Here is a 24,154-nt window from a genome sequence, read left to right as displayed (position 1 = left end):
ACCGCCATGAGCCATCAAATCGCACTCAACTTCGAAGACGGCGTTACCCGTTTCGTCAACGCCAACCCTGGCGAAAGCGTAGCCGACGCCGCCTACCGCCAGGGTATCAACATCCCCCTGGACTGCCGCGACGGCGCCTGTGGCACCTGCAAGTGTTTTGCCGAGGCGGGGCGCTACGAGCTGGGCGAGGACTACATCGAAGACGCTCTGAGCGCCGACGAGGCCGAGCAGGGTTTTGTCCTCACCTGCCAGATGCGCGCCCTCGGTGATTGCGTGGTGCGGGTGCCGGCTTCGTCCCAGGTCTGCCGCGCCGGGCAGGCCATCTTTCAGGCCAACATCAGCGCGGTGCGCCAGCTGTCCGACAGCACCATTGCCCTGTCGATCAAGGGTGAAGCCCTGAGCCAGTTGGCGTTCCTGCCGGGGCAATACGTCAACCTCGGGGTGCCCGGCAGCGAACAAACCCGGGCCTATTCCTTCAGCTCGCTGCAGCGCGACGGCGAGGTCAGCTTCCTGATCCGCAATGTGCCCGGCGGCCTGATGAGCAGCTTCCTCACCGGTCTCGCCAAAGCCGGTGACAGCATGACCCTGGCCGGGCCCCTGGGCAGCTTCTACCTGCGGGACATCCGCCGGCCCCTGCTGTTGCTGGCCGGCGGCACCGGGCTGGCGCCGTTCACTGCCATGCTGGAGAAGATTGCCGAGCAGGGCAGCGAACATCCGCTGCATTTGATCTACGGCGTGACCAACGATTTCGACCTGGTGGAACTGGAGCGCCTGGAAGACTTTGCCGCGCGCATCCCCCACTTCAGCTTCAGCGCCTGCGTGGCCAACCCTGAAAGCCACTACCCGCGCAAGGGCTACGTGACCCAGCACATCGAACCGGCGCACCTCAACCAGGGTGATGTGGACGTGTACCTGTGCGGCCCGCCGCCGATGGTCGAGGCGGTGAGCCAGTTCATCCGCGAGCAGGGCATCGCCCCGGCGAATTTCTACTACGAGAAGTTCGCCGCCAGCGCCGCCTGAAGGGCATTGCACTCTTGTGTAGGAGCTGGCTTGCCAGCGAAGGCGTCCACAAGGGCGCTGCTAGGCTCAAGGGCCCTTTCGCCGGCAAGCCGGCTCCTACGCAATCCCACACGGCAAGCCATGGCCTTGTAGGAGCTGGCTTGCCAGCGAAGGCGTCCACAAGAGCGCTGCTAGGCTCAAGGGCCTCTTCGCCGGCAAGCCGGCTCCTACGTCGGGTGGCGTTCTCTCCATCTTTTTGCACTCACGAGGTTTCCATGAACCGTTTCCACAACCAAGTCGCCCTGGTCACCGGCGCCGCCCAAGGCATCGGCCGTCGCGTTGCCGAACGCCTGGCCGAAGAGGGCGCTCGCGTGGTGCTGGTGGACCGCTCCGAACTGGTCTTCGAACTGGCCGCCGAACTGAGCCCCCGCTACCCGGTCCTGGCCCTGACCGCCGACCTGGAGCAGTACAGCGAATGCAGCCGGATCATGGCGGCGGCCATCGCCCACTTCGGCCGCCTCGACATCCTCATCAACAACGTCGGCGGCACCATCTGGGCCAAGCCCTTCGAACACTACGAACCGGCGCAAATCGAAGCCGAAGTCCGGCGCTCATTGTTCCCCACCCTGTGGTGCTGCCACGCCGCCTTGCCGCAGATGCTGGAGCAGGGCAGCGGCGCCATCGTCAACGTCTCGTCCATCGCTACCCGCAGCCTCAATCGCGTGCCTTACGGTGCGGCCAAGGGTGGGATCAACGCACTCACCGCCTGCCTGGCCTTCGAAACCGCCGGCCGTGGCGTGCGGGTCAACGCCACCGCTCCGGGTGGCACCGAAGCCCCGCCGCGGCGCATTCCGCGCAACAGCGCTGAACAAAGTCCCGAGGAGCAAGTCTGGTACCAGCAGATCGTCGATCAGACCCTCGACAGCAGCCTGATGAAACGCTACGGCAATGTCGACGAACAAGCCGCAGCCATCCTGTTTCTGGCCTCCGCCGAAGCCTCCTACATCACCGGCACAGTGTTGCCGGTGGGCGGCGGCGACCAGGGCTGAGGAGCAACCTCCTGCTGAATGAGCGACCTGTAGGAGCCGGCTTGCCGACGAATGCGTCCGCGAGATCGCTTTCGCCGGCAAGCCGGCTCTTACGGTAATTGCGTATTGGGTTGGCTTGCGCACGAGAGGTAGGCTGGGGATTGTGTGTGCCGGAAATTAATCCTGGGGATTTATTATTAATCCAAGGGTTGAATATTTGTCGGCAGATGGTTCTTAATGCGCCACACAGGCAACGGCTATTCATGGGAATCCCCGGCCGGCCGTGAATGCTCAAGGACGCGAGGCATACATGAACCCAACCCTTCCTTTGTTTCACCAGCAACCCTACCTGCAAACCGTGCAATGCCAGATCCACCGGCTTGAACGGGACGATTCGGGTGCGCCCTTCGCTCTATTGAGCGAGACGGTGTTCTATCCCCAGGGCGGTGGCCAACTGGGGGATCGGGGGCTGCTGACCCTCAGCGATCCTGAGGCCGGTGATGTGCCGCAGGTGATCGAGATCACCACCACCAAAAGGAAGGACGACGAGATCAGGCATTACCTGAAGCTGGATGACGCCGGGTTCGGGCAGTTGCAATCACTCGTGCCGGGGCAGAGGGTGACGGCGACCCTGGACTGGTCCCTGCGCTATCAGCAGATGCGCATTCATTCGGCCATGCACCTGATGCACTGCCTGCTGGAGCAGACGCAGGGGCGCTCGATTCCACACCCGGTCCGCTCGCCGTTGAATGACCAGGGCGGGGAAAACCACTATGAGTTCATGGGCGAGTTCGATGAGCAGAGCCTTGAGCGTGCGACACAAGAGTTGAATCGCTTTTGCGCGGCCGGTCATGCCGTCAGAACCCAGGCCGATACCGGCAAAGGTCCAGGCTATCGCTGGTGGCAATGCGGCGAATGGTCAATCCCCTGTGGCGGCGTGCATGTCGGCAATACGCGAGAGATAGGGGCCGTCACTGCCAGCATGAAAAACAGGAAAAACACCACCCGGGTTGCTGTCTCGTTCGCGGTAGAGGCTGAATAAATGTCGGAGAACCAGCAGGCCTTTGGCGCGTTTCTCACCCAGTTGCGCCTCGAAAGCGGCCACCTGAAGATTTCAACCTTTCTGGAAACCGTGAACATTCCGTTTTCCGCCAACCACTACCGGGACGTCGAGGCAGGGCGCAAGCACCTCAGCCTTGAGTCAGCCGTCGAACTGCATGACCAACTGGGCATCGCTCCCTCCAGCAAGTCGAGCTTCGATTACTACTGGCATTACTTTCGTGATTTGTTGCCGGCCCCCGTGCACGAAATGCTGTTTGGCAAAGGGGTGGAGGTCAAGGATCTTTCCGCCATGCTCGAGGTGCGCGAGCACGACTCCAAGCTACTGCGCCGCGCCTTGAGCTTGAGCCGCTACGAACGTGAGTTCATCGTCACCGAAGAGATCATTGCAGCCTTCAAGGAACACTTCGAACTGCTGCCGTTGATGACCTATCTGTACATGGTGGACAGCGCCTCGGTGGCCGAAATCCATGCGGTGTGCCAGCAGCTCGGCCTGGCCTACGATGCGCGCACCGAAGCCTTCCTGAGCCTTGTGGCCAAGGAGCGCAGCACCCCGCAGTCACCCTTCGTGCGCCATGCCCCGACCTTGAGAATGCCCAGAACCGCAGAAGCCCTGGCGCTCAAGGACCGGTTCCTGCGTCACGAGATCGACCGATCGTTGACCAAGCCCGAGCAAAGCGAATATTTCAATGTGTCCGGATCATTCAAGTACAGCGCGATGGTCACGCTCAAAGCGGCGGAAATCGAAGAGATCCAGGACCGTCTTGTCGATCTGTTTTCAGTGATCGAAGTGCACAACAAATCTTCCGGACAACTGGAAGACCCAGGGGCTGATCCCTACTTCTTCGGGCTGGTGGTGTCGGGCCGCCCGGAATATGACGGGCGCGCGGGGCGATCGAAAAAAAACAGCAGGGGATGAAGCAGGCGCAGACCGCTGCCACCCATGGCCACAGTCGAGCAGCGGGTGGAGACGGCCTCGGCGGCGCTATGACCTGTTCTGGGGAATGGCATAGGGCAGGGTGATGGGCGGCGCGTCCTGCAAAGGCCGCGAAGACTTTGCCATCAGATAACCGATGATCTGCGCCGAGCTGAGCTCGATATGCAACAGGTCTTCATCGTCAAACCACGCGTTGGGCCAGAAGATCAGGTCCGAGGCATTGGCCTCGGGGAAGTTGGTTTCCAGCAGGTTCAGGGCGTAGTCCGTATCAGACTCCGTGCCCTCGCCTTGGCAGATGAAATCCGCCACGGCGCACGCTTCGTCGAAGCTCAGGTCGTCAACGTAGCGCTGTTGATGAAAGGCCGTGCGCAGAAAGTTCGCCGCGCTGGTATGGCTGTGCATATCGCGAAATTCGTGGAACTCGAAAGGCCGGCCGGCGTGGCTGTTCCACTGCTGGATCAGCGCACTGATCTCGGGGCTTTCCCGTTCCTGGTTGTCCCAGATCTGGTCGAGGATCTGCTTGAGCAAGTCTTTCATCAACGCCCGTATTTTCGGCGTCGCGGGTGTTGGTTTCAGCCGTTCCGGCATGGCCATGGGTGTCTCCCTGATTGTCATTTCATACGGCTGGTGGAGGGGGGCGCGAGATCGCCTTCGCCTGCAAGCCGGCTCCTACGGGGGGATGGTGCGTGCTTGTGTAGGAGCTGGCTTGCCAGCGAAGACGCCCGCCAGACCACCCCCATTCCCGAGCGGCGCACAGGATAGGCCCTTCGCGCCGCCGACTAAAGCGCTGGCCCCAGCAACAACAACGCACATAACCCGCCCTCAGGCCGATTGTGCAGTTCCAGACGGCCACCGATCTTGCTGACGATCATCTGCACAATCGCCAGCCCCAGCCCGGCGCCATGGGCATTGCCCTGGCTGTAGAAACGCTCCAGCAAACGCCCGCGTTCCTCCTCGTTGATGCCGGGCCCGGCATCTTCCACGCACAGGTGCATCGCGCCATCGGCCTGGGGCCGCAGGCCGACCCGCACTTCGCTGCCCGCGGGGGCAAAGTTCAGGGCGTTGGTCACCAGGTTCTGCAGGGCAATGGCCAAAGCCACCGGGTCGGTGTCGATCAGGCAGCCTTCGTCGCCTTCCAGCACCAGTTCAACATCCTTCTCCAGGGCCAAAGGCGTCAGCTCCGCCAGCTCTTCGCGCACCAGGGCGCTGAGGTCGATGCGGCTCAGGCGCGGGTTGCTCAGCTGCGGCTCGATGCGCGCCATGGTCAGCAGCTGACTGCCGATGCGGGTGGCGCGGTCGACGCCGCTCAGCAAAAAGTCCAGGGCTTCCTGGCGTTGCTCCGGGCTGCCGGCGCTCTGGGCGTTCTGCGCGTGAATCCGCAGGATCGCCAGGGGCGTGCGCAGTTCATGGGCGGCGTCGGCGATAAAGCGCCGCTCGCGCTCCAGCAGGCTGTCGATCTGGGCCAGTAACTGGTTGAGGGCGGTCTGCATCGGTTCCAGGTCCTGGGGCAGGGGCTTGAGCCCGAGCGGCTGCAAGGTGTCGCTGCTGCGCCCGCGAATGGCCCGGGCCATGGCCCGCAGTGGCGCCAGGCCCCAGCCGATGGTCAGCCAGATCAGCAGCGCCAGCAGCGGCACGCCGATCAGGGTCGGCCACAGGGTATGGCGCACGATGCGCTGGATCAGGTCCTGGCGGATGTCATCGCGCTCGCCAACCCAGATCAGCAAGCCCTGCTGCGGGTCGGCCAGCAGAAAGGCGCACCAGTCCTTGCCGTTTTCCAGGATGTCGTGGGCGCCCAGTGTTGTGGGCGGCGCCTCCAGCAGCGGGGCCTCGGCGGAGCGCATCAGCAACTGGCCGTCGTCGCGCCAGACCTGGAAGGTCAGGCGGGTTTCATAGGGGTGGGCGGCGCCGTCCACGCCGACCCGGCTCATGGCCTGGTCGAAGGCCTGGTGCAGGCGCTCCCAGTCCGCCGCGTCCGGCTTTTGAGCCGGGTCGCGCTGGCGCAGCACTCCTTGCAGAAGGCGCGCGCTCTGGGCCAGCTGGGCGTCGTAGACCTCTTCGATCTCATGGTGGCTGTCGCGCAGCACCAGCCAGCTGATCAGCAAATCCCCCAGCAGCACCAGGACCAGGACCGGTAGCAGAATCCGCGTGCGCACCGAGTTCATGGCTTGAGCGCCAGCACGTAACCGACGCCGCGCACGGTGCGGATCAGCTCGCTGCAGAGCTTCTTGCGCAGGTTGTGGATCAGCACTTCCAGGGTGTTGCTCTCGACCCGGTCCTGCCAGCCGTAAAGCGCCCGGGACAGGCGCTCACGGGTCACCACTTTGCCCGGGCGTACCATCAGCTGGTGCAGCAACTGGTATTCCATAGGCGTCAGCACCACTTCGTTGTCTTGGTAGTGCACCTGCTGGTTGGCCGGGTCGAGGCGGATACCGGCGTGTTCCAGCAGCGGCTGGGCACGGCCCTGGCTGCGGCGCAGCAGGGCGCGGACCCGGGCCTTGAATTCCTCGACATCGAAGGGCTTGACCAGGTAGTCGTCGGCCCCGGCATCCAGCCCGGCGATGCGCTCGGCGGTGCCGTCGCGGGCGGTGAGGATCAGCACCGGCAGGTCCTGCTGGGCGGCGCGCAATTGCTGCAACAATTCCAGGCCGTCGAGCCGCGGCAGGCCCAGGTCCAACAGCAACAGGTCGAAGCTTTCCGTGCGCAGGGCGTGCAGGGCGCTGGCGCCGTCCTGCAGCCAGTCCAGGGTGTAGCCTTCGGCGCTCAGCGCCACGCGGATGCCCTGGCCGAGGGCACGATCATCTTCGACAAGCAGCAGGCGCATGGGGCGGTTCTCGGTAGGGCGAGGGGGCAGGGAAGGGGCGCATGATGACGCCGGCCAGGGTCCATCGGCAGGGGTTTTTAGCGGGGAAAATGTTACCGCGCGTTGCCAACTAAGCTTTCACTAAGCTTGGTTTTGCACAGTGCAATCTCCCCCATTACCGGAGCGTTTCTCTATGCGCAAAGTCCTGCTGCTGTCCCTGGTTCTCGCCAGCCCCCTGGCCATCGCCGGCCCGCAATGCACCACCGCCGAACGTTCGCAATGGCAAGACCCGCAAGCCTTCCAGGACCAGCTCAAGGCCCAGGGCTATCAGATCAACAAGTTCAAGGTCACTGACGGCAACTGCTACGAGATCTACGGCTTCGACAAGGACCAGCGCAAGGTCGAGATCTACCACGACCCGGTCACCGGCAAAGCGGTGAAGACCGAGATCAAAGGCTGATGCCGCACGCTTCCCTGCAGCTGTGGGACCCGCTGGTGCGACTGTTTCACCTGTCCATCGCCGGGGTCTTTATCGGCAACTACTTCTTCAATGAAGCCGGTGACGACTGGCATGTCTGGCTCGGCTACTACGCCATGGCCTGGCTGCTGCTGCGCACGCTGTGGGGATTTGTCGGGCCGCGCAGTGCGCGCTGGTCCGACTTCTGGCCGACCCGGGCCCGGCTGGCGCGGCATCTACGCTCGCTGCTGGCCGGGCGCCCCGAGCATCGCCTGGGGCATTCACCCCTCGGTGCCTTAGTGATGCTGCTGATGCTGCTGGCCCTGTTGCTGATCGGCATCAGCGGTTTCCTGATGGAAGAGGTCGATGCCCTGTGGGGCGCCGACTGGCCGCTGCAGGTGCACGAAACCAGCGCCGATGTGCTGCTGGGCCTGGTGCTGCTGCATGTGTGCGCGGCGATTTTTGAAAGCTTCCAAGTGCGCGACAACTTGCCGTTGTCGATGCTCACCGGCCGCCGCCGACCCTTGCCGGACAGTGATCGGCACTAATGTTTTTTCCCTTGTACCCCACCCAGAATTTGCCACGGGCTCCTGTATGCGTGCGCTGTCCTTTCGCCTGAGCTTCATCTGCAGCAGCCTGCTCTTGGCCGCCGTCTTTATCGCCGCCTGGCGCAGCCATCCTCCCCATCAGCTGGCGCCGTTTGCCCAGGCCGCGGTCAGCAGCGAGACGGCTACGACCAACAGTACGCCGCAATACAACAGCCGCTTCGTCTCCTCGGACCTGGATGACTTCGTGCATTCGTCCTCGGTGACCGCCTTGCCCGGCGGCGACCTGATGGCCGTGTGGTTCGCCGGCTCCCGGGAAGGCGCCGCCGACGTCCAGGTGCGCAGCGCACGCTTTGACGCCAAGACTGGCGAGTGGGGCGCCGAGCAGGTGCTGGCCACCCGCGAATCGACCCGTGACGGCACCGGGCGCTATATCCGCAAGCTCGGCAACCCGGTGATCGCCCTGGGCCCGGACCAGCGCCTATGGATGTTCTACGTCTCGGTGTCGGTGGGCGGCTGGGCCACCAGCGCCATCAACCTGATGGTTTCCGACGACCTGGGGCGCAGCTGGTCGGCGCCGCGACAGCTGGTGACCTCGCCGTTCTTCAACATCAGCACCCTGGTGCGCGCCGCGCCGGTGTTCCATGCCGACGGCTCGATCGGCCTGCCGGTGTACCACGAGTTCATGGGCAAGTTCGCCGAGTACCTGTACCTGAGCGCCGATGGCGCGGTGATCGACAAATTCCGCATCAGCCGTGGCAAGCACTCCCTGCAACCGACCATCGTGCCCCTGGACGAACGCCGCGCCATAGCCATGCTGCGCTACGCCGGCGACACCCACCACAAGGTCCTGGCCAGCCGCACCGAAGACGCCGGGCAGACCTGGAGCGAGCCCTATCCGCTGCAACCGTCCAACCCCAACTCGTCCCTGGCGGCGGTGGGCACCGACGACCAGGGCCTGCTGGTGGCCCTCAATGACCTGCAGGACGGGCGCTTCAAACTCAGCCTGTACGGCACTGACGCCGGCCTCAGCCAATGGCGCCCTCTGGTGGAACTGGACCAGTCCCCCGACCCCCTGGGCCAGCCGTTTTCCCACGAGGCCTACAAGGACATCATCGGTGAAGGCTTCCGCGCCTCCAGCGGCGCCCGGCGCCTGCCCCTGGAACAGCGCTTCTTGAGCAACCTCGACTATCGGGTGTGCAAGCCTCAGGGCTGCGACTTCGAGTACGAATACCCCTACTTCAGCCGCGGGGCGGACGGCCTGTACCACCTGGTCTATTCCTGGAACAACACCTTTATCAAGCACGTCAGCTTCAACGCGGCGTGGCTGGCGGAGCGCTTGTGATGATGTCGCTATGGCAAGCCCACCTGAGTTTTATCCTCCTGGGCTTTGTGCTGCTTGGCAGCCTGCGCCTGACCGCACCCTGGCGGCCCTGGCTGCTGCCCGTGCTGGCGCTGGTCAGCTTTATTCCGCTGAACCAGCTGCCGCTGGCGGCCTATGTACGCAGCTTCACCGATGATCTGGCCATCAGCACCCTGGTGCTGCTGGGCTGGGTCAGCCTGCGGCACTTGGGGGTGATTGCGCCCTTGCCAGCCAAACACCGGGTGCAGGTTTTGCTGCTGTTTATCGGCCTGACCCTGAGCCTGTACCCCGCGACCCTGGGCTTGACTTACCTCGACCCCTACCGCTGGGGCTACAACCCACGGCCGATGATTGTGCTGATTGGCCTGGCGGCGCTGGTGCTGCTGTGGCAACGCAACCTGCTGGGGGTACTGATGCTGGTAGCCGGGACCCTGGCCTTTGCCCTGCGCCTCAAGCCTTCGGAAAACTACTGGGACTACCTGCTGGACCCGCTGCTGGCGGGCTACTGCCTGATCGCCGCCAGCGGCGGGCTGCTGCTGTGGCTGTGGCGCCGCGTCACCCAGCGCAGCCGCGGGCAGCCCCTTGCCGGGTAAACCAACCGGCCGCGCCGCGGCCTTCGACAACACCACACAGAGGTCAATGATGGGCGGGTTGCAATCACGCCGCCTGCGCTACGGCGTGGGCGCAATCGGGCTGGTATTCGGCTTGCTGGCACTGCTGCGGCTGCTGTTCGCCGTGGGTTTTTCCGGGGTGGACCTGAGCGCCGCCAACCAGCGCGAGGCCATTCTGCAGACCCTCGGCATCGGCCTGCGCTTCGACCTGCGCCTGACCCTGCTGCTACTGCTGCCCCTGGCCCTGCTGGCCTGGCTGCCGCGCTGGAACCTGCTGCGCCTGCCAACTTTGCGCTGGCTGGCCCGGGTCTACTTGCTGCTGGTGCTGGGCGGGGTAGGGCTGCTGTACATCATCGACTTCGGCCACTACGCCTACCTGGGCGTACGCATCAACGCCACGGTGCTGCGCTACCTGGACGACGCACAGATCTCCCAGCAAATGCTCTGGGAAAGCTACCCGGTGCTGTGGATCGTCCTCGCCTGGGGCAGCGCCCTGAGCCTGTGGTGCTACGCCTTGCTGCGCCTGGAACGCCTGACCCTCGACCGCCCGGCGCAAACCCTTGGCCGCTGGTCCCTGGCCAGCGTCAGCGCCCTGGGCATCGCCGCCGTGTTCCTCGGTCTGCTGGGCCGGGTAGAAAACCTCAACCTGGAAAACCCCGTGCCCCTGCGCTGGAGCGACGCCTACTTCTCCGGCAACAGCCAGATCGCCGCCCTGGGCCTGAACCCCGTGCTGTTCTTCTACGACACCCTCAAGGCCGGCCAGGCCCAGTACGACGAAGCCCAAGTGCGCCAACACTACCCGGCCCTGGCCCGCTATCTCGGCGTCGACCATCCGGACCCGCAGCGCCTGAGCTTCACCCGCCAACAAGGCGTGCAGCCGTACCGCATCGACCGCCCCCGGCCGCCCAACGTCATCTTCGTCATGCTCGAATCCCTCGGCACCAGCGCCGTGGGCGCCTACGGCAACCCGCTCAACCCCACCCCCAACCTCGACCGCCTGGCCAGCCAGAGCTGGTTCTTCAAACACTTCTACGTCCCGGTCACCGGCACCGCCAAAACCGTGTGGGCCAGCATCACCGGCGTGCCCGACGTCACCCGCCAAGAGACCGCCACCCGCCAGCCGCTGATTACCCGCCAACACAGCCTGATCAACGCCTTCAGCGACTACCACAAGCTCTACCTGATCGGCGGCAACGCCGGCTGGGCAAACATCAACGGCCTGATCCGCCAGAGCATCGACAACGTGCGCCTGTACGACGAAAGCCACTGGCAATCGCCCCAGGTGGACGTCTGGGGCATCTCCGACCTCGACCTGTTCAAGGAAAGCGACCGCCTGCTGCGCGCCATCCCCCAGGACCAGCCGTTCTTCGCCTACCTGCAAACCTCCGGCAACCACCGCCCCTTCACCATCCCCAAGGACAACGACGGCTTCCAAGCCCAGGACCTGCCCCTGGAACAAGTCCAGGCCGCCGGTTCCCGCAGCCTGGAGCAATACAACGCCGTGCGCCTGCTGGACTTCAACATCGGCCGCCTAATGGAGATCGCCAAAGCGGGGGGCTACTACGACAACACGATTTTCGTGTTCTTCGGCGACCACAACACCCGCATCAGCCAGATCCCCCACATGGCCCCCGCGTTTGAACAGCTTGGGCTGGAAAGCAACAACGTACCGCTGCTGATCCATGCCCCGGGGATGTTGCAGCCCAGAGTGATCGAAGAAGCCGTCGGCCTCGCCGATCTGCTGCCCACCGTAGCCGGCATGGCCGGGATGCCCTTCACCAATGGCGCCATGGGGCGGGACATTCAACAGCCTGCTCCGGAGGGGGAGCGGGTGGTGCCGCTGGTATTGAGGGAAGGGACCTTTCCGGTGATTGGCGGCGTGACCAAGGACTTTTTGTTGCAGATGCAACACGACGGCAGTGGCGCGACGTTGCATGATTTGGCGTCGAGCACCCCGCGTGAGGATGTGGCGCAGGAGCATCCGCAGGAGTTTGAACGGTTGCTGGAGTTGACGCGGGGGATGTATGAGGGGGCGCGGTTGATGTTGTATCGGAATGTGCGGTGACACCGCGTAGTCATCGGTTGACGCCAGCCCGTGTAGGAGCTGGCTTGCCAGCGAAGGCGGCCGCAAGACCGCCTGAGCTCTATTTAATAGGTAACCAGTTCAAGGCTGAAGCTGCTGGTGGTTAGGCGATTGAGCGCTTTATCAAGCGCCTGATCATCGAACAGCCTGTTCTTGCGAGCAGCAGAAGTTAGAGGGAGACGGGGTCAATCAGGTTTTTTTTAAAGTACATATCTGTCTCCCCTCGTGTCCTCCCAGGCCAGTGCTGAGTGACATTATCCGCGCCTTCGGCGCATGGACAGCTGCGTTGGGTGCCTGATACCTTATCGAAAGGTAATACCTTTAGATAACAAGGGTTCGGCAATGGCCACTTCTATCAAGATTGATGACGAGCTGAAAAAACGCATTCAGCATCTGGCGGGGCTGCGTCAACGTTCGTCCCACTGGATTATGCGCGAAGCAATAGCGCAGTACGTCGAGCGCGAGGAAGCCCGTGAGAGCTTCAAACAAGAAGCCTTGGCGTCTTGGGCGGCGTATCAGGAAACGGGTCGGCATCTGACCGGCGAAGAAACTCGGGCCTGGCTCAATACCTGGGGTACCGAGGCTGAGGCGGAGCTGCCTAAGTGCCACGATTGATTCTCACCGAAGGTGCTGCGCAAGGGTTGGAGCGTTGTCGCCAGTTTCTAGTCGAGAAAGGCCCGCTGATCGCTCAACGGGCTGCCCAAGTGATTGAGCGTCAAATCGCTCGACTGGAGGAAGACCCAGAAATCGGTCGTCCCTTTCCAGAACTGCCGGAGCTGCGCGAGCTGATCATCGAGTTCGGTGATTCGGGTTATGTCGCACTTTATCGGCATGAGCGTGCGGATGATGCTGTTTACATACTTGCCTTTCGGCATCAGAAAGAAGCCGGTTACTGAGTTTTGGTCGCAAGCTGTTTAGCGCTTCAGTCAGATGGCAACGGGGTAAGTCACGTCTTACCCCGTTTTCTCCTTCCTCAGATTTGCTGAATGTTTTCTGCCGGTCTATTGGCATCCAGCAACGAATCCACCACCGCTCTAGCCATTTCCACCGAATGGATCATCGACCAAATCAACCCACGCTCCACACCGCTGGCGCGCTCGGTGATTTCATCGCTGACCTGTACCGCACAGTCCAGTAGCAACGACACATGCACCAAGGCTTCTTCGGCATTGATGCCGGGGCGGACACTGAACATGGAGTGATGACCTACGGATGTAGGCACGGTGTCTTTCAGGCTATTGAGGATCGAGGTTTCGGCGCTATGCGCGGCCAAGGCCAAGCGAATTCGCTGGGTGTCGATATCGTGTTCGGGGGTTCTGAATTGTCCGGGTAAGGGCAGGGGCGGATCGGGAACGAGCTTTTTCATGGTGCATCTCCAATATTGGTGGGTGCGCCAATGTGCTATTTCGAGCTGCTAAACCCGATCACTGATGTGCAGCGATGGAGCAAGCCTAGGCGGTGCTTTTTGTAGGTGCAAGGCGTTTGAACTCTCTAGGACAGGTCGTTCAATAGAAAGAGACAAGCCTTACATTGAGTAGTGAAGTGCAGTGGTTTTTGCGCGTTTGGGGATTTTTCGCCGACCTAAGCCAGGGTTCTGACGAAAAGCCATCAGCCCGGTATCATGCAGCCCATCTTTGACCGGCCCCTTGGGTTGGTTTTTCATTTTTTATTGCGCAATTCATCTGCGTTGAAGGTAGGAATTTGTCCATGAAGGATCAAAAGGCTGGCAAACAGGCTGCTAGTAGCCTCGCCGAGCAAGTGTTGAACGAAGCCCGAGCGCGTTATGCGCCAAACGAATCCCCCGAAGGTCTGGAAGTTGAGCCGGCCAAGAAAAAGCCAGGACGTAAAGCCAAGGCAGCGGTCAAGACCACCAACAACACGCTGCAAGACCTACAGAAAACCCTGTGGGCCACTGCCGACAAGATGCGCGCCAATATGGACGCCGCCGAGTACAAACACATCGTCCTCGGTTTGATTTTTCTCAAGTACATCTCCGACAGCTTCGCTGGCCGCAGTGACGAGCTGAAGCGTCGTTTTACCGATGCCAACGATGATTACTACCTCGGCAGCGACGACGCCGAACTGCTGGCCCAAGAGCTGGAGGAGCGCGACTACTACACAGAAGTCAACGTGTTCTGGGTGCCGGAAGTGGCGCGTTGGGAGTCACTGCGCGCCGCTGCTAAGCAGGTCGATATTGGCAAACGTATTGATGAAGCATTGGCCGCCATCGAAGCGGAAAACGCTAGCCTGAAAAATATCCTCGACAAGCGTTACGCCCGTGCCCAGTTGCCGGACGGCAAGCTTGGTGAGTTGGTTGACTTGATATCGACCATCGGCTTCGGTGGCGATGCTAACCAAGCCCGCGATCTGCTGGGCCAGGTGTATGAATACTTCCTTGGTCAATTCGCCAGTGCGGAAGGTAAGAAGGGCGGGCAGTTCTACACGCCTGCCAGCATCGTTAAAACCCTGGTTGCTGTGCTTAACCCACACCATGGCAAGGTCTACGACCCTTGCTGCGGCTCGGGCGGCATGTTTGTTCAGTCGGAAAAGTTCATCGAGGCCCATGGCGGCAAACTGGGTGATGTTTCCATCTATGGTCAGGAGTCCAATCCAACCACCTGGCGTTTGGCGGCAATGAACCTGGCCATTCGCGGCATTGACTTCAATCTCGGTAAAGAACCGGCTGACACCTTTATCCGTAACCAACACAGCGATCTGCGCGCAGACTTTGTACTGGCCAATCCACCATTCAATATCAGCGACTGGTGGCATGGCAGTTTGGAAGGTGACCCGCGTTGGGTATATGGCACACCGCCGCAAGGCAACGCTAACTACGCGTGGTTGCAACATATGCTGTTTCACCTCAAGTCCAATGGGCGGGCCGGTATTGTTCTGGCCAACGGCTCGATGAGCTCCACCCAGAGCGGTGAAGGCGATATTCGCAAGGCCATGGTCGAGGCGGATGTGGTGGAAGTGATGATCGCGCTGCCCGGCCAGTTGTTCTTCAACACACAGATCCCAGCTTGTTTGTGGTTCCTTACCAAGCAAAAAGCTGCTCGCCCTGGCGAAGTGTTGTTTATCGATGCGCGCAAGCTTGGCACTAATATCAGTCGAGTGCAGATCGAACTACTCGATAGTGATATCGAACGTATTGCTCAAACCGTGGCTAATTGGCGCGGTGAGCCGTTGGATGTTGGTGGCGATATCGCGGAGTACATTGATATTCCAGGCTTTTGCCGCAGCGTGTCCTTGGACGAGATTTCTGAGCATCGGTATGTACTCACGCCGGGGCGTTATGTTGGGGCTGAGGCGATTGAGGAGGATGGCGAATCCTTTGCTGAAAAGGTGCAGAACCTTACAGCTTTGTTGGGTGAGCAAATGGCCAAGGGGGCGGAGCTTGATCAGTTAATTCGCCAGAAGCTTGGGGGGCTGGGTTATGAGTTCTGAACTTCGAAAACGCTGGGTGCAGGCCGGAGTGGACTTTCCGGAAAGTTGGAAGTTTGTTTCATTTGAAGAATTATTGCGTGACAGCAAGAGTATCGCCGTAGGCGTGATGTACCCCGGTCCCAATACGGTTGGAGGCGTCCCCTTAATAAAGGTTGGTGATGTTAGTGGCGGGTTTTTTTCTTCGGTACCCAAATACTGCATATCGCCTGATGTAAACGAAGAATATAAGCGTACGCAGTTGGTTGGTGATGAGCTGTTGATTACCCTGGTTGGTAATCCCGGCGAATGTGTTGTGGTGCAGCAACATATGTCTGGTTGGAATGCGGCACGAGCAATTGCGGTAGTTCGTTTAGCGGATTCTAGTCTTCGGATATACTTGAAGGCTGTGTTAGAGAGTAGAGCTTGTAGGCATCTAATTGATGCTGTACTCAATACTACTGTTCAGAAAACACTAAATCTTAAAGATATTCGCCTTCTTCCTATTCCGATGCCGCCTAAGCAGGTTATTGAAGCGGTTTCTAGTTTTTCTGATGTTGTGAGTGATCGTGTTACTTTGCTCCGTGAAACCAACGCCACTCTGGAAACCATCGCCCAAGCGCTGTTCAAATCCTGGTTCGTCGATTTCGACCCTGTGCGTGCCAAGGCTCAGGGGCTTGAGCCTGAAGGTATGGATACAAGTACCGCCGAATTGTTTCCTAACAGTTTTGAAGAGTTTGAGCAGGGCGCGGTGCCAGTAGGATGGAAACTACAAAAAGTCGAAGACCTAATCGAGTTGTCCTACGGAAAAGCACTGAAAGCAACTGATCGGGTTGATGGTCCTGTTCCTGTATATGGCTCAGGCGGAATTACGGGCAGCCATAACGAATCATTGGTCAATGGGCCATCAGTCATTGTTGGACGTAAAGGGACTGTTGGTAGTTTGTTTTGGGAAGATAGGCCTTTCTTTCCTATCGACACCGTTTTTTATGTCAGAACAGATAAGCCTTTGACTTACTGTTATTACCTTTTAAAAACACTCGGTCTTGAGGGTATGAATACCGATGGTGCTGTACCTGGCTTGAATCGAAATAATGTCTACAGATTGCCTGTGGTGGTGGCGCCGAAGTCTGTTCTTGAGTCTTTTGATGAGATTGTTTTCTCACTGCGAGAAAAAATATTCTCAAATAACCAGCTTGCCCAAACTCTCACCCAACTCCGCGACACTCTATTACCCCGCCTAATCTCCGGCCAACTGCGCCTACCAGAAGCGGCAGCCGCCACCGAAAAGATCCTGTCGGAGGCTATCTAATATGGCTTCTCTTAACCTGCGCGAACGTGTTATCGATCGCCTGCAAAGCCAGCCCGACAGCCAACACACCGCCCGCGAATTGGCGCAATGGGTATTCGAGCAGTTCCCCGCCGAATGTGCGGTCAAGAAAGCCGGTAGCGGCAGCCATATTCAGACCGACGCTGACCTTGTGCAGCAACTGGCGGCCGAAATCGCAGGCTCGCGTCCTCGCTGGCAGAAGCAGCAACCGCAATTGAAAACCACTGAAGGCCGGCCACGTCACTATTACTGGTCGGAGTTGGACGCCAATGCCGAGGTCGCGGCGGCGGAAGGCCTGTCACCTGAAGTCACAGAGCTGCCTGAGTCCTCGCGGTTACGTGAGCACGCGCTCTATCCTTTGCTGGCGCAGTATCTGTTGTCGGAAGAGCAGTGCGTGAACGCCATGCGTATCAACGAAAAGCGCTCTTCCAACCGCGCCGGCAGCGGTGGCAATGAATGGCTGCACCCGGATCTGGTCGGTCTGGAAAACCTGACCGCTGACTGGACGCTCAATGTGCGTGATTGTGTTCGCGAGCTAGGAGGGCCTCGTGCCCGGTTGTGGTCATTTGAGGTCAAGCTGCTGCTCAACCGCTCCAATGCCCGCAAGTGTTTCTTCCAGACGGTGTCCAATTCCTCCTGGGCGCATTTTGGCTACTTGGTGGCTGCTACGGTGGAAGGCGATGGCACGCTCAAAGAGCTGCGTATGCTCGCTGCTGCCCATGGCATAGGGGTGATTCAATTGGATGTGGAGAACCCCACGGAAAGCCAGATTTTGATTCCTGCGCGAGAACGCAGCGATATCGACTGGGACATGTGCAACCGCCTAAGCGAAGAAAATAGCGATTTTGCCGAGTTCCTCGGACGTGTCCGGCGCTTCCACCAAACCGGCGAGTTAACCGCCAAGGAATGGGAGGCCTCTGCGTGAGCCATCCCCAGCTTCTCACCGAGCGGTGGCCTAGCCCATGAGCCGCTACCAGCCGCCGTTGACCCTGACCCCAACCATGCTCGCGCTTGTTGCGCAGATCAGCGAGCAGGTGGGGCGGTTGTCGGCGCGGCATGAGGCGACCCTGACGCCGCAGCTGCGACGGGGTAATCGCATTCGCACTATCCAGGCTTCGCTGGCCATCGAGAACAACACGCTGAGCCTGGAGCAGGTGACGGCCGTTCTGGAGGGTAGGCGGGTATTAGGCCTGCCCCGTGAGATCCAGGAAGTGCGCAATGCTTTTGCCGCTTATGAGGCCATGCCTGGCTGGCGCCCGGCGTTGCGTGAGCATTTGCTGGAAGCCCATGCCCTGTTGATGCGCGGGCTTATCGACGATGCCGGGCGGTTTCGCCGTGCCGGGGTCGGTATCTATCGCGAGCACAAACTGGTGCATATGGCCCCGCCGGCTAGCCGTGTACCGACCTTGGTGGACGACCTGCTCGGTTGGCTGTCCAGCACGGATCTGCACCCACTGCTGGCCAGCTGTGTCTTTCACTACGAATTCGAGTTCATCCACCCGTTCGCCGATGGCAATGGGCGGATGGGGCGCTTGTGGCAAACGCTGATTCTCAGTTTATGGCGTCCCGTTCTGGCCTGGTTGCCCGTAGAGACGGTGATTCGCGAGCAGCAACAGGCTTACTACGCCGCGCTGAGTGCGGCAGATCAACGCAGCGAGGCCACGCCTTTTGTGGAGTTCATGTTGCAAGCCTTGCACCAGGCCTTGCTCGATGGTGGCCAAAGCGACCAAGTAACCGATCAAGTAAGCGACCAAGTAGCCCGCCTGCTCCACGTGCTGGGTGGCGGTGTTGCCCTGAAAGCGGGAGAGCTGATGCAGCAGCTGCAATTGGCCCATCGCCCGAGTTTCCGTAACAACTATTTGAACCCGGCATTAGTGGCCGGGTTGATCGAAATGACTCACCCCGATTCGCCACGCAGCCCGGCACAGAAGTACCGATTGACTGCACAAGGGGCGACGTGGGTGGCCAATAACTAGATGACCCCGTCTGTGAGGCTGGGGAAGCGACTTGATTGGGCAGCCTGGTGCTGGCCAATGTCGAGGATTGATAAGGGACTAATGCCGTAATGACCGAAGACCAACTGGAGCAGGAAACCCTCGGCTGGCTGGAAGAGGTGGGTTACACCCGTTTGTATGGGCCAGACATCGCCCACGACGGAGAACACCCCGAGCGTGATAATTACCGGCAAGTGGTGTTGGTCGAGCGCTTACGCAGTGCGATGGCCAAGCTCAATCCCAAGGTGCCATTGGCAGCCCGTGAAGATGCCCTTAAGCAGGTGCTGGAATTGGGTTTGCCGGTGCAGCTTTCGGCCAACCGCTTGTTCCATCGCCTACTGGTCAGTGGCGTGCCGGTGCAGTACCAGAAAGACGGCGAAACCCGCGGCGATTTCGTGCGCTTGATTGATTGGGCCGAAGTCAAAGCCAATGATTGGCTGGCCATCAATCAGTTCCGTATCCAAGGGCCGAAAAAGCTTCGTCGGCCGGACATCATCTTGTTCATTAACGGGTTGCCGCTGGTCTTGTTGGAGTTGAAAAACCCGGCTGACGTAAACGCAGATCTCGGTAAAGCCTTTGAGCAGCTTCAGACCTACAAGGAGCAGATTCCGGACGTGTTCCAGTACAACGAAATCCTGGTGATTTCCGATGGTACTGAAGCTCGAATGGGGTCGCTGTCGGCGGATATCGAGCGCTTTATGAACTGGCGCACCATCGACGGTGAAACCCTCGATCCGCTGGGGCCATTCAACGAACTTGAAACCTTGGTCCGTGGTGCGCTGGCGCCGGAGATGTTGATCGATTACCTGCGCTATTTCGTGTTGTTCGAAGATGACGGCCGTTTAGTGAAAAAGATTGCTGGTTATCACCAGTTCCATGCCGTGCGCGCCGCCATCCAGCAGGTGGTCGTGGCTTCGCGTCCTGGCGGTAGCCATAAGGGCGGTGTGGTTTGGCACACCCAGGGCTCGGGCAAGAGCATCACCATGACCTGCTTCGCCGCTCGGGTGATGCAGGAAACGGCGATGGAGAACCCCACCATTGTGGTCATCACCGACCGCAACGATCTGGACGGCCAGCTGTTTGGGGTGTTCTCCCTGTCTCAGGATTTGCTTCGGGAACAGCCGGTTCAGGTGGAGTCCCGTGGTGATCTGCGGACCAAGCTGGCCAACCGGCCCAGTGGCGGCATTGTGTTCGCCACCATTCAAAAGTTTATGCCAGGCGTGGATGAAGACAGCTTTCCGGTGCTGTCCCTGCGCTCCAATATCGTGGTGATCGCCGACGAGGCTCATCGCACTCAATACGGCTTTAATGCCGAGCTCAAAGCCCCCGCTGGCCTGCAGGCGGCAGACAGCCGGGCGCGCTATGAAGTGGGCTATGCCCAGCACCTGCGCGATGCACTGCCGAACGCTACATTCGTGGCCTTTACCGGCACTCCGGTGTCCAGCGAAGACCGCGATACCCGTTCGGTGTTCGGTGAGTACATCCATGTTTACGACATGCAGCAGGCCACAGAAGACGGCGCCACCGTCGCCATCTACTACGAGTCACGTCTGGCCAAGCTGTCCTTGAAAGAAAGCGAACTGCCGCACATCGACGATCAGGTAGATGAACTGGCCGAAGATGAAGAAGACGAGCAACAGTCACGCTTGAAAAGTCGCTGGGCTGCGTTGGAAAAGGTGGTCGGCGCCTCGCCGCGCATTCATAGCGTGGCGGCGGATATGGTCACGCATTTTGAGGCGCGTAATCTGGGGCTGGTAGGCATGGGACAGATGCCCGGCAAAGCCATGGTGGTCGCCATGAGTCGCGAAATCTGTGTGCATCTGTACAACGAAATTGTTGCCCTGCGCCCTGACTGGCACCACGAAGATCCGGAGAAAGGCGCGATCAAGATCGTGATGACCGGCAGTGCTTCGGACAAGGCCTTGTTGCAGCCGCATATCTACTCTGGCCAGGTCAAAAAGCGCCTGGAAAAACGCTTCAAAGATCCCCTCGATCCGCTCAAGTTGGTGATCGTCCGGGATATGTGGCTGACCGGATTCGATGCGCCTTGTGTTCATACGCTGTATGTCGACAAGCCGATGAAGGGCCACAACCTGATGCAGGCCATCGCCCGGGTTAACCGAGTATTCAAGGACAAGCAGGGCGGCCTGGTGGTGGACTACATCGGTATCGCCAACGAGTTGAAAGCGGCGCTCAAGGAATACACCGGCAGCAAGGGCAAAGGGCGCCCAACGGTGGATGCTCATGAAGCCTACGCGGTGTTGGAGGAGCGGCTCGATGTCCTGCGCAGCTTGTTGCACGGTTTTGATTACAGCGATTTTCTAACCGGAGGCCACAAGCTATTGGCGGGAGCCGCCAACCATGTGTTGGGTTTGGAGGACGGTAAGAAGCGTTTTGCTGACAACGCGTTGGCCATGAGTAAGGCGTTCACCTTGTGCTGCACCTTGGATGAAGCCAAGGCAGTGCGTGAGGAGGTGGCTTTTTTCCAAGCGATCAAGGTGATTTTGATCAAGCGCGATGTCAGTCAGCAGAAGAAAACCGATGAAGAGCGTGAGTTGGCGATTCGCCAGATCATCGGTAATGCCGTGGTCTCTGGGGATGTGGTGGACATCTTCGAAGCAGTGGGGCTGGACAAGCCTAATATCGGCCTGCTCGATGATGCTTTTCTTGCCGATGTACGCAACCTGCCGGAGAAGAACCTTGCGGTAGAACTGCTGGAACGCTTGCTCGAAGGTGAAATTAAGAGCCGCTACAGCTCCAACTTGGTCCAAGAAAAGAAGTTCTCCGAGCTGCTCGCCAATGTCATCAAGCGCTACCAAAACCGCTCGATCGAAACGGCTCAGGTGATCGAAGAGTTGATCGAGATGGCCAAGAAATTTGCCGCTGCCAGCAAGCGTGGCGAGAAGCTTGGGCTCAATGAGGATGAGTTAGCGTTTTACGATGCCCTGGCTACCAATGAAGCCTCGGTGCGTGAACTGGGCGATGAGATTTTGGCGAAAATTGCTCATGAGCTGACGGCGAGCTTGCGCGCCAATGTCAGTGTCGATTGGAGCCGGCGCGAGAGTGTGCGGGCTAAGTTGCGGATTTTGGTGCGGCGGATTTTACGTCATTACAAGTACCCGCCCGACAAGGCTGAGGATGCCGCGCAGATGATTCTTGATCAAACGGAAAAGCTCTGCGAGGGGTGGTTCTAAGGTTGTTGGAGTTAGTTGCTATCTAACGATCTTCAGGGGAGGGGACTTTGCTATCCTGCGCCCCCTTTTCTCCACCGCAAGGAACGCAGGTATGACCCAGCCCACTGGCAGCAGTACGCAAACAAGGGCTGGCCAACAGCGTCACCTGCAACACCTCCTGTTCCGCCTGATCCCAGCGCTGCTGCTCGGCCTCGGGCTAATCACCCCAACCGCCCAAGCCAACCCCACCACCACCTACCGCGGCACCCTCGGCGACACCCCGGTTGAACTGGCGCTCACCTACGACTCTCAATACGGCGGCGGTATGTCCGGCTATTGGTTTTCCGAATCCGAGCGCTTGCCCATGGTGTTGGAATCCACCCCTTTCCACCCTGGCTCCGCGCTCTTGATCAACATCATGGACAACCCGACCCTGCCGGCGACGGCGGTGTCGTTGCAGCCGTTCGCCGAGGGGGCAGAGGCGCTGCAGGGCAGTCTGGTGGATTTGCGCACGGGCACGCAGCAGCCGTTGCAGTTGCAGCGGGTGACGCGCTTTGGCGACAGTCAGCGGGAGGCGTTTGAGGGGGAGTTGTTGCAGCCGGTGTTCGATCGGGATTTCTATTTCAGTGTGCATGCCGCGCGCAAGGCCGGGGAGGAAGTGGCGCAGGTGGACAGTATCCGGGTGATCAGCCGGGCCACCGGTAAGCGGGTGCAGGAGATTAGCGGGCAGTGGTGTCTGTCGTCCGTGGGCACCAGGACGCTGACCTTCGGGCATTTTCATGCCGAGGCGCGGATGGACTTTCAGGTCCAGGGCTATCGCGTGGGGGAGGCGGATGGCCGGGTGTGGTGCTCGCCCACGCAGTACTACCTGTACAGCCGGGATCTGCGGACCTATCGGCGTCATCCGCAGTTGGAGCAGTTCGCGGTGGAGGGTGATCTGCGCTTTTCCCCCAGTGGGCAGATGGAGTTCAGCAAGCAGGACTTTATCAATTACGACCAGCGCACTCGGCGTTGGGATTATTACCGGGTGATCACCCCTGAGCGTTTGGAATATCTGTCGTCGGGCGAGGAGCGTTTCTGATGCGCGGGTTTGATGTTGCTCGGGGGCTGGTGGTGCTGGTGTTGGCGCTGTTGCTGTTGCCGGCGCAGGCGTCCCATGGGGTGTATGAGGGGACCTTGGGCAAGCAGGCGATTGTCTTGACCCTGGGTAGCCAGAATGCGGTCTACCAGGGCACCTATGCCTATCAGCGCTATCGCACGCCGATCCGCCTCAAGCCGACCTTCAGCTACAGCAACAAGACGCTGGCCATGGATGAGCTGGACGAGCAGGGCTTGCCGGTGGCGCGTCTGCAGTTCAATGACTTGCTGAACTCCCGCCAGCAGGAGCAGGTGCGCGGCACCTGGACCAGTTATCGCACGGGCAAGTCCTTGCCCATTGCGCTGAAGCTGGTGGGCCTGGTGGATTCGGATCGCTCGTGGCCGCAGCCGGTCACCACGCTGTTGCAGAGTGCTTCCACCAAACGCTGGTATTTCCAGGTGCCGATGCCGGGCAATGATCAGCGGATCACGACGGTGGAGGTGATGGACAAGGCCAGTGGCAAGTTGCTGCAGACGCTCGCGGTTGAAGCGCCGGGGTGTCGCAACCTGGGGGTGGATACCTTGCAGGTGCAGGCTGAGGGGGAGCAACTGCGGATTGGATTTCAGGACTGCAAGCTGCCGGGGTTTGCGTGGAATGCGGGCAGTGGGCGGTTTGAGCCGTTGCCTTGAGGCAGGGGATGGAAGCCTTGGGTAATAGAACAAGGATCAGGTGTTGAACCTGGAAACTGTGGAGCCTCGTATGGATGACAAGCAATCCCCTGTGCTGATCCAGGTGTACATGGCCGATGACGATGGCGCCGTTCGCGAGGAGTTGCTGGCGCGGCAGATCGATGAGCATACCTACGAGTTGCTGTCCTCACCGGGGCTGGCGCAAAACCTGGCGCGGGGCGATATCGTTTCCATCCGCAATCCCGATGCTCCGGCGCAAGTGCTTAAGCGGGGCGGGAATTTCTGCATTCAGATCTATGCCGATTACATTGATCCGACGGTGATCAGTGCGCTTGAAAACGAGGTCGCTGGTGAGCTGGGCGGAACCCTGGATGGGCTGTTCGAAGGGAACCTGTCATTTGCTGTTCCTGCCAGGAATGGCATGGACCGTATCAATGCGGTGTTCGATCGCTTCCGCGAGCAAACCGGGATCGAGTGGTACTACGCCAATGTCTATAAAAACCTCGACGACGATGAGGACGAGACGCTGTTGAACTGGTGGTTGGACTGCTGATCTTCTCCGGGGCCTGGGCATGCCACCCAACA

General features: G+C 60.2%; 23 protein-coding genes. 19 read left to right on the top strand and 4 right to left on the bottom strand.

What is annotated here, in order from left to right; genetic code table 11:
• The first annotated feature begins 6 nt into the window (after positions 1-6).
• From benC to KHO49_RS18980, 4 genes are all read left to right on the top strand, one after another.
• A complete protein-coding gene (benC, locus tag KHO49_RS18995; protein ID WP_213665636.1) occupies positions 7-1,020 on the top strand; it encodes a benzoate 1,2-dioxygenase electron transfer component BenC in 1,014 nt (337 codons plus the stop codon).
• Between the two features lie 254 nt (positions 1,021-1,274).
• On the top strand, positions 1,275-2,048 hold the full coding sequence (locus KHO49_RS18990; protein WP_102881761.1) for a 1,6-dihydroxycyclohexa-2,4-diene-1-carboxylate dehydrogenase: 774 nt from the start codon (positions 1,275-1,277) through the stop codon (positions 2,046-2,048).
• Between the two features lie 289 nt (positions 2,049-2,337).
• The gene (locus tag KHO49_RS18985) at positions 2,338-3,069 is read left to right on the top strand and encodes an alanyl-tRNA editing protein (protein ID WP_213665635.1); all 732 of its coding nucleotides are present in this window, start codon (positions 2,338-2,340) and stop codon (positions 3,067-3,069) included.
• A complete protein-coding gene (locus tag KHO49_RS18980) occupies positions 3,070-4,005 on the top strand; it encodes a hypothetical protein (protein ID WP_213665634.1) in 936 nt (311 codons plus the stop codon). It abuts the gene before it with no gap.
• Positions 4,006-4,071: 66 nt separating this feature from the next.
• Here the strand turns inward: KHO49_RS18980 and KHO49_RS18975 are convergent, their stop codons facing one another.
• The 3 genes from KHO49_RS18975 to KHO49_RS18965 all read right to left on the bottom strand — a co-directional run bounded on the left by KHO49_RS18975 (position 4,072) and on the right by KHO49_RS18965 (position 6,844).
• A complete protein-coding gene (locus KHO49_RS18975; protein WP_213665633.1) occupies positions 4,072-4,617 on the bottom strand; it encodes a hypothetical protein in 546 nt (181 codons plus the stop codon).
• A 185-nt stretch (positions 4,618-4,802) separates the two neighbouring features.
• Positions 4,803-6,185, bottom strand: a complete 1,383-nt coding sequence (locus KHO49_RS18970) for an ATP-binding protein (RefSeq protein ID WP_102881759.1) — start codon at positions 6,183-6,185, stop codon at positions 4,803-4,805.
• Positions 6,182-6,844, bottom strand: a complete 663-nt coding sequence (locus KHO49_RS18965; protein WP_019092959.1) for a response regulator — start codon at positions 6,842-6,844, stop codon at positions 6,182-6,184. The genes KHO49_RS18970 and KHO49_RS18965 overlap by 4 nt, the downstream gene beginning before the upstream one ends.
• A 172-nt stretch (positions 6,845-7,016) precedes the next feature.
• Between KHO49_RS18965 and KHO49_RS18960 the strand changes: the two genes are divergently transcribed.
• The 7 genes from KHO49_RS18960 to KHO49_RS18930 all read left to right on the top strand — a co-directional run bounded on the left by KHO49_RS18960 (position 7,017) and on the right by KHO49_RS18930 (position 12,778).
• Positions 7,017-7,283, top strand: a complete 267-nt coding sequence (locus KHO49_RS18960) for a PepSY domain-containing protein (RefSeq protein WP_110596106.1) — start codon at positions 7,017-7,019, stop codon at positions 7,281-7,283.
• On the top strand, positions 7,283-7,828 hold the full coding sequence (locus KHO49_RS18955; RefSeq protein ID WP_213665632.1) for a cytochrome b/b6 domain-containing protein: 546 nt from the start codon (positions 7,283-7,285) through the stop codon (positions 7,826-7,828). Before KHO49_RS18960 ends, KHO49_RS18955 begins: the two co-directional genes overlap by 1 nt.
• A gap of 46 nt (positions 7,829-7,874) precedes the next feature.
• Positions 7,875-9,170: a sialidase family protein gene (locus KHO49_RS18950; RefSeq protein ID WP_110596104.1), complete on the top strand. Its 1,296-nt coding sequence runs from the start codon at positions 7,875-7,877 to the stop codon at positions 9,168-9,170.
• Entirely contained in the window at positions 9,170-9,781 is a 612-nt protein-coding gene (locus tag KHO49_RS18945; RefSeq protein WP_213665631.1) for a hypothetical protein, read from the top strand. Before KHO49_RS18950 ends, KHO49_RS18945 begins: the two co-directional genes overlap by 1 nt.
• 49 nt (positions 9,782-9,830) lie before the next feature.
• A complete protein-coding gene (locus KHO49_RS18940) occupies positions 9,831-11,864 on the top strand; it encodes an LTA synthase family protein (protein WP_213665630.1) in 2,034 nt (677 codons plus the stop codon).
• Between the two features lie 360 nt (positions 11,865-12,224).
• Positions 12,225-12,497: a CopG family ribbon-helix-helix protein gene (locus KHO49_RS18935; RefSeq protein WP_213665629.1), complete on the top strand. Its 273-nt coding sequence runs from the start codon at positions 12,225-12,227 to the stop codon at positions 12,495-12,497.
• Positions 12,485-12,778, top strand: a complete 294-nt coding sequence (locus KHO49_RS18930) for a type II toxin-antitoxin system RelE/ParE family toxin (protein WP_213665628.1) — start codon at positions 12,485-12,487, stop codon at positions 12,776-12,778. The genes KHO49_RS18935 and KHO49_RS18930 overlap by 13 nt, the downstream gene beginning before the upstream one ends.
• A 77-nt stretch (positions 12,779-12,855) precedes the next feature.
• On the opposite strand, the gene KHO49_RS18925 is transcribed toward KHO49_RS18930, so the two are convergent.
• The gene (locus tag KHO49_RS18925) at positions 12,856-13,248 is read right to left on the bottom strand and encodes a DUF6124 family protein (protein ID WP_213665627.1); all 393 of its coding nucleotides are present in this window, start codon (positions 13,246-13,248) and stop codon (positions 12,856-12,858) included.
• A 341-nt stretch (positions 13,249-13,589) separates the two neighbouring features.
• Between KHO49_RS18925 and KHO49_RS18920 the strand changes: the two genes are divergently transcribed.
• The 8 genes from KHO49_RS18920 (at position 13,590) to KHO49_RS18885 (ending at position 24,122) form a co-directional block, all read left to right on the top strand.
• Positions 13,590-15,329 carry a class I SAM-dependent DNA methyltransferase gene (locus KHO49_RS18920; RefSeq protein ID WP_213665626.1) on the top strand — a complete coding sequence of 580 codons (1,740 nt, stop codon included), beginning with the start codon at positions 13,590-13,592 and terminating at the stop codon, positions 15,327-15,329.
• A complete protein-coding gene (locus KHO49_RS18915; RefSeq protein ID WP_213665625.1) occupies positions 15,319-16,617 on the top strand; it encodes a restriction endonuclease subunit S in 1,299 nt (432 codons plus the stop codon). Before KHO49_RS18920 ends, KHO49_RS18915 begins: the two co-directional genes overlap by 11 nt.
• A gap of 1 nt (position 16,618) precedes the next feature.
• Positions 16,619-17,560: a COG2958 family protein gene (locus KHO49_RS18910; protein ID WP_213665624.1), complete on the top strand. Its 942-nt coding sequence runs from the start codon at positions 16,619-16,621 to the stop codon at positions 17,558-17,560.
• 37 nt (positions 17,561-17,597) lie between these two features.
• Entirely contained in the window at positions 17,598-18,611 is a 1,014-nt protein-coding gene (locus KHO49_RS18905) for a Fic family protein (RefSeq protein ID WP_213665623.1), read from the top strand.
• Positions 18,612-18,700: 89 nt separating this feature from the next.
• Positions 18,701-21,823, top strand: coding sequence for a type I restriction endonuclease subunit R (locus KHO49_RS18900; protein WP_213665622.1), 3,123 nt, complete (start codon positions 18,701-18,703; stop codon positions 21,821-21,823).
• 91 nt (positions 21,824-21,914) lie between these two features.
• Entirely contained in the window at positions 21,915-22,883 is a 969-nt protein-coding gene (locus KHO49_RS18895; protein ID WP_213665621.1) for a hypothetical protein, read from the top strand.
• Positions 22,883-23,569, top strand: coding sequence for a hypothetical protein (locus KHO49_RS18890; protein ID WP_213665620.1), 687 nt, complete (start codon positions 22,883-22,885; stop codon positions 23,567-23,569). The genes KHO49_RS18895 and KHO49_RS18890 overlap by 1 nt, the downstream gene beginning before the upstream one ends.
• A 70-nt stretch (positions 23,570-23,639) precedes the next feature.
• Entirely contained in the window at positions 23,640-24,122 is a 483-nt protein-coding gene (locus KHO49_RS18885; protein ID WP_110652801.1) for a DUF4265 domain-containing protein, read from the top strand.
• The last annotated feature ends 32 nt before the right edge of the window (positions 24,123-24,154 follow it).

The sequence above is a fragment of the Pseudomonas sp. RC4D1 genome (genome assembly GCF_018390395.1).
GTDB lineage: Bacteria > Pseudomonadota > Gammaproteobacteria > Pseudomonadales > Pseudomonadaceae > Aquipseudomonas > Aquipseudomonas danubii.
The sequence above is the reverse complement of the archived record's forward strand: the minus strand, read 5'-3'. Positions and strand labels throughout refer to the sequence as shown.